General features: G+C 39.6%; 12 protein-coding genes. 9 read left to right on the top strand and 3 right to left on the bottom strand.

From position 1 onward, the window contains the following. Window positions 1–210 precede the first annotated feature (210 nt). The 6 genes from NU09_RS04775 to NU09_RS04750 all read left to right on the top strand — a co-directional run bounded on the left by NU09_RS04775 (window position 211) and on the right by NU09_RS04750 (window position 11,148). Window positions 211–3,273, top strand: a complete 3,063-nt coding sequence (locus NU09_RS04775; protein ID WP_129750118.1) for a SusC/RagA family TonB-linked outer membrane protein — start codon at window positions 211–213, stop codon at window positions 3,271–3,273. A 4-nt stretch (window positions 3,274–3,277) separates the two neighbouring features. Then, window positions 3,278–4,759 carry a RagB/SusD family nutrient uptake outer membrane protein gene (locus tag NU09_RS04770; protein ID WP_129750117.1) on the top strand — a complete coding sequence of 494 codons (1,482 nt, stop codon included), beginning with the start codon at window positions 3,278–3,280 and terminating at the stop codon, window positions 4,757–4,759. Window positions 4,760–4,771: 12 nt separating this feature from the next. Continuing rightward, a complete protein-coding gene (locus NU09_RS04765) occupies window positions 4,772–6,322 on the top strand; it encodes a hypothetical protein (protein ID WP_129750116.1) in 1,551 nt (516 codons plus the stop codon). A 10-nt stretch (window positions 6,323–6,332) separates the two neighbouring features. After that, complete coding sequence (locus tag NU09_RS04760; RefSeq protein WP_129750115.1) at window positions 6,333–7,985, top strand: family 16 glycosylhydrolase; 1,653 nt, start codon at window positions 6,333–6,335, stop codon at window positions 7,983–7,985. An 84-nt stretch (window positions 7,986–8,069) separates the two neighbouring features. Further along, window positions 8,070–10,361, top strand: coding sequence for a beta-glucosidase BglX (gene bglX / locus NU09_RS04755; protein ID WP_129750114.1), 2,292 nt, complete (start codon window positions 8,070–8,072; stop codon window positions 10,359–10,361). 7 nt (window positions 10,362–10,368) lie between these two features. Further along, entirely contained in the window at window positions 10,369–11,148 is a 780-nt protein-coding gene (locus tag NU09_RS04750; RefSeq protein WP_129750113.1) for a family 16 glycosylhydrolase, read from the top strand. A gap of 65 nt (window positions 11,149–11,213) precedes the next feature. On the opposite strand, the gene NU09_RS04745 is transcribed toward NU09_RS04750, so the two are convergent. Genes NU09_RS04745 through NU09_RS04735 form a run of 3 tightly spaced genes read right to left on the bottom strand, consistent with a single transcriptional unit; the run spans window position 11,214 to window position 12,641 of the window. Further along, window positions 11,214–11,660, bottom strand: coding sequence for a DUF3592 domain-containing protein (locus tag NU09_RS04745; RefSeq protein ID WP_129750112.1), 447 nt, complete (start codon window positions 11,658–11,660; stop codon window positions 11,214–11,216). Beyond that, the gene (locus NU09_RS04740; RefSeq protein ID WP_129750111.1) at window positions 11,660–12,073 is read right to left on the bottom strand and encodes a DUF6691 family protein; all 414 of its coding nucleotides are present in this window, start codon (window positions 12,071–12,073) and stop codon (window positions 11,660–11,662) included. The genes NU09_RS04745 and NU09_RS04740 overlap by 1 nt, the downstream gene beginning before the upstream one ends. Window positions 12,074–12,080: 7 nt before the next feature. Continuing rightward, the gene (locus NU09_RS04735; RefSeq protein WP_129750110.1) at window positions 12,081–12,641 is read right to left on the bottom strand and encodes a YeeE/YedE family protein; all 561 of its coding nucleotides are present in this window, start codon (window positions 12,639–12,641) and stop codon (window positions 12,081–12,083) included. Between the two features lie 111 nt (window positions 12,642–12,752). Between NU09_RS04735 and NU09_RS04730 the strand changes: the two genes are divergently transcribed. The 3 genes from NU09_RS04730 (at window position 12,753) to NU09_RS04720 (ending at window position 14,985) form a co-directional block, all read left to right on the top strand. Next, the gene (locus NU09_RS04730) at window positions 12,753–13,208 is read left to right on the top strand and encodes a 2-dehydro-3-deoxyphosphooctonate aldolase (protein ID WP_129750109.1); all 456 of its coding nucleotides are present in this window, start codon (window positions 12,753–12,755) and stop codon (window positions 13,206–13,208) included. A 67-nt stretch (window positions 13,209–13,275) separates the two neighbouring features. Then, complete coding sequence (gene kdsA, locus NU09_RS04725; RefSeq protein ID WP_129750108.1) at window positions 13,276–14,094, top strand: 3-deoxy-8-phosphooctulonate synthase; 819 nt, start codon at window positions 13,276–13,278, stop codon at window positions 14,092–14,094. A 30-nt stretch (window positions 14,095–14,124) separates the two neighbouring features. Then, complete coding sequence (locus NU09_RS04720; RefSeq protein WP_129750107.1) at window positions 14,125–14,985, top strand: hypothetical protein; 861 nt, start codon at window positions 14,125–14,127, stop codon at window positions 14,983–14,985. The last annotated feature ends 15 nt before the right edge of the window (window positions 14,986–15,000 follow it).

Raw genomic sequence — 15,000 nt, 5'->3', positions numbered from 1 at the left:
ACCTATACATTACCACAACAACAACGTTGTAAAGCATTTTTTATCAGATTTTTTTTGAGTGCTTAACTTACCCTTAACACTCTGTATCAGACGAATACCATAACAAAGGCTTAACTTTTTTAGGAATGTATAATTTTTGTTGAGGTTAATTTTATTCTTCGTAATTTATTGTGATATAATTTTAGATAATCACAAAAAACAATTTATTATATGAAGTCTAAATTACTCTTAATTGCTTTTATTCTGATTTCATCGTTTTGCCGTGCGCAGGATGTTGAGATTAAGGGTACAGTAAATGAAGCTGCTACCGGTATGCCTATGCCCGGTGTTTACATCAGCGTACAAAACAGCGAAGTTTCGACTGCTACAGACATCGATGGTAATTATATCATCAAAGCCCCTGTAGGTTCGAAACTTGTGTTTAGTTTTATAGGTTATGATACCATAATAAAAGATGTTACGGGAACCGGAAACATATCGGTTTCAATGACAGAAAATGCCAAAACCTTAGATGAAGTTGTAGTGATAGGTTATGGTACACAACGTAAAAAAGAAGTTACAGGTGCTGTAAGTGTTGTAAGCAGCAAAACACTGGAAGACATGAGACCCGTTAAAGTTGAACAAGCTTTACAGGGTACCGTAAGTGGTGTTAATGTTACAACACAATCGGGTAAGCCGGGTGCTGCACTTGACGTAAGAATTAGAGGTATAGCCACTAACGGAGACAATGCACCATTAGTATTAATAGATGGTTATATAGGAAGCCTTAGCGATATTAATGCTACCGATATAGAAAACATTACAGTACTAAAAGATGCTCAGGCTGCTATTTATGGTACCAGCGGTGCAAACGGGGTTATACTTGTTACAACTAAAAAAGGAAAGAAAAACTCTAAAACATCTTTCTCTTACAATACGTACACAGGTTTCCAGGAAACTACAAGAAAACTTCCGTTGCTAAATGCTACTGAATATGCTCTTTTATTAAATGAAAAGTATGCTAACGGCGGACAGCCTATACCTTTCCCTAACGTTTCTTCTTTAGGTGAAGGTACAGACTGGCAGGATGAAGTGTTTGATACCGGTGTGCCTATCATCAATCACGACCTTTCTGTTGCGGGAGGCAGCGACAAAGTTACTTACCGCGTGAGTGGATCTCACCTTGACCAGGATGGTATTATAGGAGGAGACAAATCGCATTTTGAGCGTAATACTGCACGTATTTCATTAAATGCCGATTTAACCGAAAAACTTAAACTTTTCACTAACGTTATTTACCTTACTACAGATACACAGGGATTTAACGAAAACGTACTGGGATCGGTATTATTCAATGCTATTAATACCCCTTCTATCTATAGTCCATATGATGCAAACGGTGATTTTACAGTATTGCCAACAGGTAGTTCTTCCATTCCGGGAAGTAACCTTGGTAATGAGATAATTAACCCGCTTGCACAAATAGCTAACACGTACAACGATTACAACCTTAAAAAATTAAGCGGAACTTTTGGTGCTGATTATGAGGTAATCAAAAACCTTACTGTAACAGGACGTGTAGGTTTTAATACTCAAAACAGGGACGAAAGAATATTCAACAAACAAATATCTTACGGAGGTAAAGTATTTGACAATGTGAGAAGCAGCGTAAACCAAAATGCTTTTGACGATAACGATTATACTTTTGATGCCTTTGCTACCTACAAATTATCTTTAAATGAAGCACACAACTTTACCGGTACTTTAGGTACAACAGTATTCAAAACATGGGGTAAAGGACTTTATGCAACAGGATTTGATGTACCAAACAACTCTTGGGAGTTTGCTGACATAAGCCTTACTACAGGATTCTCAGACAGTAAAACAGCCGGATCTTATTCTTATGATGACAGAAGGGTATCTTACTTTGGAAGAATTCAGTATGACTACAAAGGTAAATATCTTGTGTCAGGTATGCTTAGAAGAGATTCATCAACAAAATTCGGAGCAAACAACCGTGTAGGTTACTTCCCGTCGGTTACCGGAGGTTGGGTACTTTCTGAAGAAGATTTCTTCAATAAAGAAAACTCTATCCTTAACTTTGCTAAATTAAGAGCAAGTTACGGTGTACTTGGTAGCGATAGATTTGGTTCTAACTTATATGTAGGTTTATTAAACGGAGAGGCTACTTATATTTATAACGGAGCATTGGTTAACGGTTTTGCTATTGGAGCATTACCTAACCCTAACCTGAAGTGGGAGGAAGCAAGAAAACTTGACTTTGGTTTAGACCTTAACTTCTTTAATGACAAACTACAGTTTGTGGCAGATTATTTTGAAGATACAAGAGCAAATCTGTTAATTCCGGGTATCCCTGTATCAGGTATATTAGGCACTTATGGCCCAGGCGGACAGAACCCTACTCTTAATGCAGGAACTGTTGTAAATAAAGGTTTTGAATTTGCCCTTACTTATGATAATACTTTTGGAAATGACTTCCATGTTAAAGCGAGCTATAATGTTACCTTTATAAACAATGAAGTTACCGAAGTAAATAATGGTACCGGATTTTATGGCGGTGGTGAGTTTGCCGTAGGCCAGCCACAACCTACAAGAATGGAAGTAGGGCACCCAATGGGTTACTTCTATGGTTACCAAACAGACGGTATATTCCAGAATGCTGACGAATTAGCTGCTCACCCTGACCAATCGGCACTTGGAGCTGCTGCACAACCTGGTGATATCCGTTTTGTAGATACTAATGGTGATGGTGTAATAAATGCTGATGACCGTACAGAAATTGGAGATCCTATTCCTGATGCAACTATGGGCTTTAACCTTCAGTTAGATTACAAAGGATTTGACTTTGCTGTTTATACTTTTGCATCATTAGGCAACGACATGGTAAGAAACTATGAAAGAAACCTTACTGACGTAAACAGAATGAACTATACACTTAACAGATGGACAGGTGAAGGTACAAGCAACAGTGTACCAAGAATGACTACAGCTGCAACTTCAAACAATGTATTCTCAGATTTCTTTGTTGAAGATGCTTCATACCTTAGAATACAAAATGTTCAGTTAGGTTATACTATTAATCCTGATTTTACAGAAAAAGCAGGTATTACAAAACTTAGATTATATGCAGGAGTTAATAACCTGTATACATTTACTAAATACAGTGGTTTTGATCCGGGTGCTTCCAGCGGTGCTCCGCTTTCATCAGGTATCGACTTTGGTTTCTACCCTGTTCCAAGAACATACTTAATTGGTTTAAACCTAAATTTCTAAAAAAATGAAAAGAAAAATTATCACAGCCTTTATGGCTTTCAGTATACTTGCAGTAACTAATATTTCCTGCAGCGACGACTTTTTAGAGAGAGCTCCTCTTTATAGTATCTCTTCAGATAATTACTTCAATTCTGAAGAAGATTATAACTATGCGCTTATTGCAGCTTATGATATCCTTCAGTCAACGTATGTAAATGTAATATTAGGCGAAATCGCTTCAGATAATACTTTGTCTGGCGGTGAGAGCGCTAACGACGTTATCGGTTGGCAGCAGATAGATGAAATGACTCATACTCCGGTTAACTCTAACCTTAGGGATGTATGGAACTGGATGTTTGCAGGTATAAACAGAGCTGCTTACATACTTGAATTTAAAGATAAAACTGATTTTGAAGGTAAAGCACAAATTATAGCTGAGGCACGTTTTTTACATGCCTATTATAACTTTGAACTTTTAAAATGGTTTGGAGGTATACCTCTTAAAGGAGATGCAAGATTTGCTCTTGGAGATGAAACCACTATTCCCAGAGCGGATACAGATGACGTTTATGCTTCTATCATTAGTGATCTTGAAATGGCTATTGCAGATTTAGCACCTACTGCACCTCAGGTTGGCAGGGTTAGTAAAGGAGCCGCACAGGCACTTTTAGGTAAAGTTTACCTTTACAAAGGAGATTATGCTCTTGCAGGCCCTATGCTTGAAAACGTAATAAACAGCGGAATGTATTCACTTACACAGGGTGAAGACTACATGGATCTTTTTGAAGAGACTGGTGAAAACGGTACCGAATCGGTATTTGAAATACAATATACAGATGTTGAAGGTGCAGGATTTGGATGTCTTCAGTGTAGCGAAGGTAACGTAGCCGTTGGTTTTAGCGGACCAAGAAACTATAACGGACCATTATATACTTCAGGATTCAGTTTCAATGTTCCTACAGAAGAAGCTGCTTCTATCTATGAAGCCGATGATATGAGAAAAGATGTCACCATCCTTGATATGGTTGAATGGAATGCCGAAACAGGTGCTACTTACGGCCCTGGTTATAAAGATACCGGATACTTTAACAGAAAGTACATACCGAGAAAAAGAAGTGATGAGGCGGCGGGAGACTTAAATCTTACAAACCCTAATAACTATCGTGCTATACGTTATGCTGATGTACTACTTATGGCTGCAGAGGCTTACAGCAGAACAGGTAACAGCGTTAAAGCATTAGAGTATGTTAACGAAGTTAGGAGAAGGGCTTTTGGCGACCAGAATCATGATCTTGCAGGTGCAGGAGATGCGTTAACAAGCGCTATCCTAAACGAGAGAAGGCTTGAGCTTTTAGGTGAAGGACACCGTTTCTTTGACCTTGTAAGAACAGGACAGGCTTCAGGTACAATCCCTGGATTTACTGCTAATAAAAATGAAGTATTCCCTATTCCTATCGAAGAGATACAGTTCTCTAACGGACTTTGGGAACAAAATCCTAACTACTAATATGCTACTGATATGAAAAGTTTAAAATATATAATTACATTATTGTTTGTTACGGCGTTGTTTACAGCCTGTAACGATGATGAGTTTGATTCAGGATTTCTGGATAATGCTCCTGCCCCTACTAACCTGTCGGCACTGTTTACCATTACTCAGGACAACACAGGTTTAGTAACCATACAGCCTAATGGCGAAGGTGTAGCTAACTACAGTATCTATTTTGGCGATGGTACTCCAGACCCTGCAACAGTAATACCGGGACAAAAAGCCCAGCATAACTATGCAGAAGGGGTTTATGATGTAAAGATTGTAGGTAACGGTATTACCGGTAAACAAACTGAAATAATAGAGCAGCTTACGGTAACTTTTGTTGCTCCGGAAAACCTTTCGGTAAACATTGCTACAGTAAACGGTGATCCTTTCACAATCAATGTATCTGCTACTGCCGATTATGAGACTTTCTACGAAGTAACCTTTGGTGAAGACGAATCTGCAGCTCCGGTACAGTTTAACGAAGGAGATCAGGTATCTTACACTTATTCAGACATAGGTACTTATGATGTTACTGTTACTGCCTTTAGTGGTGGTGCAGCTACAGCAACAGTAACACAACAGGTTACCATTACAAACCCATTATTATTACCTGTTGATTTTGAAAATTCGACACTAAACTATGCATTTGGCGATTTTGGTAACGCTACCACATCAGTTGTAGCAAACCCAGATCAGTCTGGCATCAATACAAGTACTATGGTTGGACAGCAGGTTAAAAATTCGGGAGCTGAAGTTTGGGCAGGTACTTCACTTGCACTGGACGCTCCTATTGACTTTGCTTCGCTTAGCCAGGTTAAGCTTAAGGTTTGGTCTCCTGCCGCAGGAGTAACCGTTAAGTTTAAAGTTGAAAACCTTGCTGACTCTAATATTAATTATGAAGTAGACCAGGTTACTACAGTAGCTAACCAGTGGGAAGAACTTACTTACGACTTCTCTGCAATTGATACTAACAATGAGTATGGCAGAATTGTACTGTTCTTTAACTTTGGAGTAAATGGTTCTGGCGAAACTTATTATTTTGATGATATTAAACTGGCAGCTCCGCCACAGGCAGTGGTTATACCGTTAAACTTTGAGTATGACATTGAGTATACCTTTAACGGATTTGGTAATGCTTTTGGTGCAAAAGTGGCAAACCCTGATCAGTCTGGCATCAACACCAGCGGATTTGTAGGTCAGGTAGTTAAAAATAACGGAGCAGAAACATGGGCTGGTGTACATATACCGCTTGTAGCTCCGATAGATTTCTCTACTCAGCAAAAAATCAAAATGAAAGTTTGGTCACCACAGGCAGGTATAACTGTTCTTTTAAAACTAGAGAATAACGGTCCTACAATAACTACAGAACTTCCTGCAACTACCACAGTAGCTAACCAGTGGGAAGAACTTGTGTATGACTTTACGGGAATAGACAATGCAGCCAACTTTCAAAACGTGGTTCTTTTCTTCGACTTTAACCAGCCGGGAACAGGTGCAACGTACTATTTTGATGATATAGAACTTACAAACTAAAAAATAGCTTATGAAAACATATATAACAAAATTAGGATTTCTGTTTGCCTTTGTAGCCGTGCTATGGGCATGTCAGGAAGACGATGCAACCTTTGGGGATATAACCGCCCCTACCAACCTAACGGTTGATTATGAAATTGCAGGTCAGGATGCCGAAAATCCTGACGGAGACGGATCGGGTATCGTAAACTTTACAGCGACTGCAGATAATGCAATCAGCTATAAATACCTTTTCAGTGACGGATCGTCAACTAACTCACCATCAGGTGTAATATCAAAAAGGTTTACACAAAATGGAGTAAATACCTATACCGTAACAGTACTTGCTAACGGTACAGGCGGTGTAACAACATCTACGAGCTTTGAGGTTACTGTATTAAGTAACTTCTCTGACGACGAAGGTGTGCAGTTACTAACAGGAGGAACATCAAAAGTATGGTATTGGTACGCTGCGGCTCCGGGTCACCTTGGTGTAGGTCCTAACGATACTTCAGACAATACAGGGGTACCTAGCTATTATGCTGCGGCTCCGTTTGAAAAAGCAGGTGCAGATTCAAGCAGCTGTTTATATGAAAATGTACTTACATTCTCTCTTGATAACGGAATTATAAAATTCACGCTGGATAATGGCGGTAACACCTTCTTCAATGCTTCATTTAACAGTGTAGGCGGTAGTACTGCTCCAGATGACCAGTGTTTACCTTATGATACTTCAGGTCAAAAAGTGGTAAGCTTAGGCCCGTCAAGCTCTCTTGTTCCTGATGATCAGAAAAGAGGTACTGTTATGGACTTTAGCGATGGTGGCTTTATGGGTTACTACATAGGTACTTCTACTTATGAAATACTTTCTATTACTGAAAATGAAATGCACGTTAGAGCCGTAATGGGTGGTAACGAAGCGCTTGCATGGTACCATATCTTTACCACTACTCCTGTTGATGAACAGGGAGGCACAGGCGGTGAAGAGCCTGATTATGATACTCTGGTATGGTCTGACGATTTTGATACAGACGGTGCTCCTGATGCCAGCAAATGGACTATGGAACTAGGCAACGGATCAAACGGCTGGGGTAACAATGAACAACAATATTACCTTGCAGACAATGCAGTAGTAGAAGGCGGAATGCTTAAAATTACTGCTAAGGCAGAAAACTCTAACGGGTTTGATTACACTTCTGCAAGAATGAAAACAGAAGGGAAATTTGATTTCACTTATGGTAAAGTAGAAATAAGAGCTAAACTGCCTACAGGCGGCGGTACTTGGCCGGCACTATGGATGCTTGGGTCTGACTATGCTACAAATGTGTGGCCGGGCTGTGGTGAGATAGACATTATGGAGCATGTGGGCAACCAGCAAAATACAATCCATGGTACACTTCACTATCCGGGTAACTCGGGTGGAAATGGCAATACGGGCTCTACAAATGTTGCAGGAGTTTCAGATGAATTCCATATCTACAGTGTAATATGGAGTCCTACAAAAATAAGATTTTTTGTAGACGGTAATGAGTTCCACAGTTTTACTAACAGTAGCGAAACACCATTTAACAGCGATTTCTTCCTGATATTTAATGTGGCTATGGGCGGAAACTTTGGCGGAGATATAGATCCTGCCTTTACCCAGTCTACAATGGAAGTTGATTATGTTAAGGTATACCAATAATGTTTTTTCATAGTTAATTTACTTCATAGTAACTGAAAGGCCGGTACGGCCGGCCTTTCTTTTTACTAATCATACAACCTAATAATGAAATTAAATTTACCAAAATATGTTTTGGCAGCCACCCTTATTGCCATAGGCTGCGGTACTGCTAAACAGGATATGGTTTCCGTAAAGGAAAAACAATTGCCCATAGACCGCAAAGTAGATTCGGTTCTTAACCTAATGACCCTTGAGGAAAAAATAGGTCAGATGAATCAGTACAACGGTTTTTGGAACGTTACCGGCCCTGCTCCTAAAGATGGCGATGCAGCCATAAAGTATGAGCACATTAAAAGAGGCTGGGTAGGCTCTATGCTAAATGTAAGGGGTGTAAAAGACGTTAGGGCATTACAAAAAATTGCCGTAGAAGAAACAAGGCTGGGAATACCTGTTATTTTTGGTTACGATGTTATTCACGGATACAAAACTATAAGCCCTATTCCGCTTGCCGAAGCTGCCAGTTGGGATATGGAAGCTATAGAAAACTCTGCTGCCATTGCCGCTGCCGAAGCTGCAGCATCGGGACTTAACTGGACGTTTGCCCCAATGGTAGATATAACACGTGATGCCCGCTGGGGGCGTGTTATGGAAGGCTCTGGTGAAGACACTTATCTGGGCAGCGCTATAGGCGTTGCAAGGGTAAAAGGCTTTCAGGGCAATTTAGGAGAGTTAAATGTTGCGGCCTGCGTTAAGCATTTTGCCGGTTATGGATTTGCCGAATCAGGTAGAGACTATAATACTGTAGATGTAAATAAAAACACCTTACACAACATCATCCTCCCCCCTTTTAAGGCAGCTGCCGATGCAGGGGCACTTACATTTATGAACTCTTTTAACGATCTTGACGGAATACCTGCTACAGGAAATGCATACCTGCAAACAGAAGTCCTTAAAAAAGAATGGAACTTTAAAGGTTTTGTGGTTTCAGACTGGGGTTCTATGGGTGAGATGGTTAATCACGGCTATGCCGAAAACCTGAAGCAGGCTGCTCAATTTGCTGCCAATGCAGGATCTGACATGGATATGGAATCTCATGGCTATGTAGAATATTTAGCACAACTGGTTAAAGAAGGAAAAGTATCTGAAGAAAAAATAAACGATGCCGCACGCCGTATATTGAGGGTTAAATTCCAACTTGGTTTATTTGACAACCCTTACAAATACTGCGACGAAGCACGTGAAAAAGCCACTGTTGGCAAAAAAGAATTCCACGACGGAGTGCTTGATATGGCAAAAAAATCCATCGTGCTGCTTAAAAACGAAAACAACGTACTCCCTTTAAAAAAACAGGGACAAAAGATAGCTGTTATCGGGGCACTGGCTACCGATAAAACGAGTCCGCTTGGAAGCTGGAGAATAGGCGCCGATGATGGTACAGCCGTATCGGTTATGGAAGGGCTTGAACAATACAAAGGCAATGAACTGGTATATGCAAAGGGTGCTGATGTTGCATTGGGCACCCCTGCATTTACCGTTGAGACAAAAATAAACATGACCGACAAAAGCGGGTTCGAAGCTGCTGTTAATGCTGCTAAAAATGCCGATGTGGTTATTATGGTGCTTGGTGAACACGGTTTGCAGACAGGTGAAGGAAGAAGCCGTACCGATTTAGGTTTACCGGGTGTACAGCAGGAATTGCTGGAAACAGTTTACAAAACCAATCCAAACATTGTTCTGGTTTTAACTAATGGCAGGCCGCTCGCCATAACATGGGCTGATGAAAACATCCCTGCCATTGTTGAAGCCTGGCACTTAGGTACCGAAAGCGGTAATGCTATTGCTCAGGTGCTGTATGGTGACTATAACCCAAGCGGTAAGCTACCTATGAGCTTCCCCAGAGTTGTGGGGCAAATGCCTTTATATTACAACCACAAAAGTACGGGTAGGCCGAATTATAATGGCGGAGACAGCGTTTTCTGGTCGCATTATACAGATGAGAGCAACCACCCTCTATATCCGTTTGGTTACGGGTTAAGCTACACTACTTTTAAATACAGTAACCTAAAGCTTAGTAATAAAGCGCTTAACGCTAATGGAAACATTACTGTAAGTATTGATGTTACCAATACCGGAAAAACAGATGGTAAGGAAGTAGTGCAAATGTACCTGCAGGATTTATTTGGGTCGGTAACAAGGCCGGTTAGGGAACTTAAAGGTTTTGAACTTACCGAAATTAAAGCCGGACAGACAAAGACCGTAAGCTTTGAGATTAATGAAAAGACAATTGAATTTTATACTGCAAACAACAGATGGGAGGCCGAGCCGGGAGACTTTAAGGTTTATGTAGGCGGAGACTCTAAAGCATCGCTGGAAGCAGGTTTTACTTATTCTAATTAGAAAATTTATGAAGAAACTATCATTCCTTTTCCTTATAACCGCTGCTTTTGTTTCCTGTAGTGAAAGCAAAAAAGAAAATGAGCGCGAACTACTGTGGGAAGAAAATTTTGACGGCATTGCCCTTAACGAAACAGTATGGAATTATGAGCTTGGCAACGGCTGCCCTAACATTTGTGGCTGGGGTAATAACGAGCGCCAGGTATATACTAAAAACAATCACAGGGTAGAAAACGGTAATCTTATAATTACCGCAAAAAAAGAAAATGATTCTACTTACACCTCAACCCGCTTAACCACAAAGGGAAACAAAGAATTTAAGTACGGTTATATAGAAGCAAGAGCAAAAATTCCTACAGGAAACGGAATTTGGCCCGCTTTTTGGATGTTAGGTTCTAACATTGGTGAAGTAGGCTGGCCAATGGCCGGTGAGATTGATATTTTGGAATATGTAGGTAAAGAGCCTCATATGGCTTTTACATCATTACATACACAGGATAGTCATGGTAACACCATTAATACAAAGAAAACAGAAATTAAAGATATAGAGCAGGGTTTTCATACCTATGCAATAGACTGGACAGAAGACTTTATTGAGTTTTTTGTAGATGGCAATTCGGTTTACAAGTTTGTACCGAAAAACAAAACCCAGGAGGTTTGGCCCTACAACCAGCCTTTTTACTTTTTAGTGAATGTAGCCGTTGGAGGAAACTTTGGCGGGCCTGAAGTAGACGACAGCATTTTTCCTCAGGAGTTTGTTATAGACTACATTAAGGTATATTCAAATTGATTTTTTAGTTTATGTTTGAGTTAGTTAGTTAAAAAAAAGGGACGCTTATAAGCGTCCTTTTTTGTTTATTTCCAATCGTAATAAGCAATTAATATTCCAATTATAGTAAAAAACAATACTGCCAGATTATAATAATCAAACTTATCATCCAATACTGATTTATGAGGCTTTTGAGGGTTGTAGAAAACCTTTACTTTTTTTCCTTCAACAAATCTTTCATTAGGTACTATCTGATATTTTGAGGAACTGCTAAATATTAAGTTTTGAGTATGCCTGTCGTTATTCTGATAATGTTTGCCATCTACTGAATATTCATAAACAACATAGTTTCTCCAACCTCCGTCAGTATCTTTTTTATCCCGTTCTACAGTATTTCGCAATATCAGTCCTTCGGTTGTTTTCCATTTCTTTATACTGACTTTATAAAAATACAGAATAGATATTAAGACAACAACAGGAGATACGGCACATAACAGGCCTATATAAAATATTAGTTCCTGCTCAAAAAACATTAATGAGGTAATTTATTTCTTAATACACCATAAAGGTAAGTACCTACAAGAGCACCGAGCAGCACTACCCCTATTCCGTAAAAACCTGCTCCTATAAGTATAAATATTGGACCCGGACAGGTACCAATAAGTCCCCATCCTAACCCAAAAAGTATACCTCCTACCATATAGTTGGTAAAACCTCTTTCCTTATCGGCAATTACGATAGGCTGGCCTGTTGTATCTTTTACATTGTTGCGTTTTATTATTTGTATACCCACTACCCCAACTACTACGGCAGTCATTATTATCCCAAACATATGGAACGACTGAAAATGGAACATTTCATAAATGCGGTACCATGACACCGCTTCAGATTTTGTAAGTACGATACCAAATACTAAACCTACCAGTAAATATTTTAAGAACTTCATGTTTCGTTTAGTTTAAAATTAGAGGTAAAAGCAACCACGACATGATGAGGCCACCTATAAAAAATCCGATAACTGCTATAAGCGAAGGTAGTTGCAGATTACTTAACCCTGATATGGCATGACCGGATGTACAGCCTCCCGCATAACGTGTACCAAAGCCTACCAGTATACCACCTAGTAAAAGTATGGCAAGTATTTTAGGCGATTGTAAAGCTTCAGCGCTTGTTAGGGCATCAGGTAATAACTTACCCTGCGGCTCGTCTATATTCATCTGCCTAAGCTCCACAACAGTTTGCGGATTAAGGTTTACACCGCTTCCGTCACTAAGGTAATGTGTAGCTATAAATCCGCCCAGCATGGCGCCAAGTACCACAGTAAGGTTCCAGCGTTGCGATTTCCAGTCGAAGTTAAAGAACTCTGCTGTTTTTCCTGCCCCCATTGCCGAACACATAGTGCGCAGGTTAGACGACATACCAAAGTTTTTTCCAAACAATATAAGCGACAGCATTACTGCCCCAATTAGAAGACCGGATATATACCACGGCCAGGTACCATAAAAACTATACATAATGGTGGTTTTTCAAATTTCTACAAAAATAGCAATTTAGGATTAACACTTTCCGTTAACTATGTGAAACAAAAATTTCTTTTAACTTTGAAGTGCATTTCAACAATACTTATGAAAAAAATACTTTTCTCTATACTGATACTAACCCTTGCCACATCGTGCATAAGTACCAGAAACACCATAAAAAATATTGACAACGACGCCAGAATGCCCAATGTTACCCGAGAGCAGGCTTTTATAATTACAGAAACCGCTAAGGATAACAAATATGGTTACAATCAGGACTGGCCTGTTAATCTTGGTTTTATGTCTATACAAACGGCCGAAATAAACGTAAAACGCTTTTTTAATGCGCTTACAGGGCCTAAAGGAGAAAAACTTACCTATACTAAAACCGACAGCTGCTGCCCTTTCCCTTCTGAAAGGAATAATATGGGTGCAGGGCTTCTTGATATTTATGAAGTAACCTGGGAGGGACTTGCCCAGCCTAAAATAATATACATAAACCTTTATGAAAAAGGAGCAGTTATGGCACCTGCCGGATTTGGCATAAAAGAACTAAAATAACCATAAAAGCCTTAGTGTACTACTAAGGCTTTTATTTTTTATCTTTGCACCACAAATTAAAGTATCTATGAACTTACAAAATATACCTCAGATAAAACATACCGATAGCGGCAACTTTTTCCTTCTTGCAGGCCCATGTGCCATAGAGGGTGAAGAAATGGCGTTAAGGATAGCTGAAAAACTTGTTTCGGTAACCGACAGGCTGCAGATACCTTATGTATTTAAAGGCTCGTTTAAAAAGGCTAACCGCTCAAGAATTGACAGCTTTACGGGTATTGGAGACGAAAAAGCGCTTAAAATACTTCAAAAAGTATCGCAGACTTTTGGCGTTCCTACCGTTACCGATATTCACGAAAATGAAGACGCAGCAAAAGCTGCCGAGTATGTTGATGTACTGCAGATTCCTGCTTTTTTAGTTCGCCAGACCGACCTTGTGGTTGCTGCTGCCGAAACCGGAAAGACAGTAAACCTGAAAAAAGGCCAGTTTATGAGCCCTGAAAGTATGAAACATGCCGTACAGAAGGTGTTGGATTGTAATAACGAAAATGTAATGGTAACCGACAGAGGAACTATGTTTGGCTATCAGGACATGATTGTTGATTATAGAGGCATTCCTACAATGAAACAGTTTGCCACTACCGTTCTGGATGTTACGCATTCCCTACAGCAGCCTAATCAAACTATCGGTGTGACCGGTGGCAGGCCTGACATGATTGAAACCGTAGCCAAAGCAGGTATTGCTGTTGGTGTAGACGGTATTTTTATTGAGACACACTTTGATCCTGCAAACGCTAAGAGCGACGGTGCAAACATGCTGCACCTTGATTATTTTGAAGGTTTGATGGAAAAGCTGGTAGCGATCAGAAAAACTATCAATAATTTTTAACAAACACATTTTTTTATTTAATTTTTTATCGTGAAACAACCATTTTTATTGGTTGTACTATCTTTTTGTGTTTTTTCACAGTACACCTTTGCACAGGAAACAACTAATGCCCCTGAAAAATACACAGCACACAACAAAGGAAAGTTTTTTGTACTTTGGGGAGGAAACCGAGAATCCTACTCAAAATCTGATATTAATTTTTCCGGACCCGGGTATAATTTTACCCTACAGGATGTAGAAGCGCATGACAAGCCTAAAGGATGGCATGTAGACTACGTAAACCCAACTAAAATGACCATACCACAAACCAATTTGCGTATGGGTTATTTTATAAGCGATCATTACAGCATTTCACTTGGTATAGACCACATGAAGTATGTTATGACCCAAAATCAGGTAACAAACATTAACGGTTATGTTGATATGGATCCAAGTGAGCCCGGAGCTGCTTTTAATGGTATTTATAACAATGTGCCTATTACGCTTACCGAAGATTTTTTAACCTTTGAACATACTGATGGTTTAAATTACGTTAACGTAGAATTTGCCCGTGTTGATGATATCTCCAAATACTTAGGTATAACCAACACCGATAAGTTTCAGGTTAATTTAACCGAAGGTTTAGGCGGTGGTATTCTATACCCTAAAACAAACGCTAAGGTGCTTGGTATGGAGAGGCACGATGATTTTCATATATCAGGTTATGGCGTGGCTGCAAAAGCCGGTATTAACCTCACCTTTTTTAAATACTTCTTTATACAGGGAGAATTTAAAAGCGGTTATATAGATATGCATGATATTCGTACGACCTATTCGGGTGCAGACAGAGCCTCACAGCATTTCTCTTTCTTTGAAAGAATTGTAGCCGTAGGCGGCATCTTTAGAATCTAAAAAGAAAAACACACA

This window comes from Flavobacterium beibuense, assembly GCF_004151245.1.
Classification (GTDB): domain Bacteria; phylum Bacteroidota; class Bacteroidia; order Flavobacteriales; family Flavobacteriaceae; genus Flavobacterium; species Flavobacterium beibuense_A.
Note: the sequence above shows the minus strand (reverse complement) of the source record. Positions and strands in the feature narration are given on the sequence as shown.

What these genes read in the sequence shown, in the direction of transcription:
- NU09_RS04775 (WP_129750118.1), top strand. Translation starts at nt 211, where the DNA reads ATGAAGTCTAAATTACTCTTAATTGCTTTTATTCTGATTTCATCGTTT.
- NU09_RS04770 (WP_129750117.1), top strand. Translation starts at nt 3,278, where the DNA reads ATGAAAAGAAAAATTATCACAGCCTTTATGGCTTTCAGTATACTTGCA.
- NU09_RS04765 (WP_129750116.1), top strand. Translation starts at nt 4,772, where the DNA reads ATGAAAAGTTTAAAATATATAATTACATTATTGTTTGTTACGGCGTTG.
- NU09_RS04760 (WP_129750115.1), top strand. Translation starts at nt 6,333, where the DNA reads ATGAAAACATATATAACAAAATTAGGATTTCTGTTTGCCTTTGTAGCC.
- bglX (WP_129750114.1), top strand. Translation starts at nt 8,070, where the DNA reads ATGAAATTAAATTTACCAAAATATGTTTTGGCAGCCACCCTTATTGCC.
- NU09_RS04750 (WP_129750113.1), top strand. Translation starts at nt 10,369, where the DNA reads ATGAAGAAACTATCATTCCTTTTCCTTATAACCGCTGCTTTTGTTTCC.
- NU09_RS04745 (WP_129750112.1), bottom strand. Translation starts at nt 11,660, where the DNA reads ATGTTTTTTGAGCAGGAACTAATATTTTATATAGGCCTGTTATGTGCC.
- NU09_RS04740 (WP_129750111.1), bottom strand. Translation starts at nt 12,073, where the DNA reads ATGAAGTTCTTAAAATATTTACTGGTAGGTTTAGTATTTGGTATCGTA.
- NU09_RS04735 (WP_129750110.1), bottom strand. Translation starts at nt 12,641, where the DNA reads ATGTATAGTTTTTATGGTACCTGGCCGTGGTATATATCCGGTCTTCTA.
- NU09_RS04730 (WP_129750109.1), top strand. Translation starts at nt 12,753, where the DNA reads ATGAAAAAAATACTTTTCTCTATACTGATACTAACCCTTGCCACATCG.
- kdsA (WP_129750108.1), top strand. Translation starts at nt 13,276, where the DNA reads ATGAACTTACAAAATATACCTCAGATAAAACATACCGATAGCGGCAAC.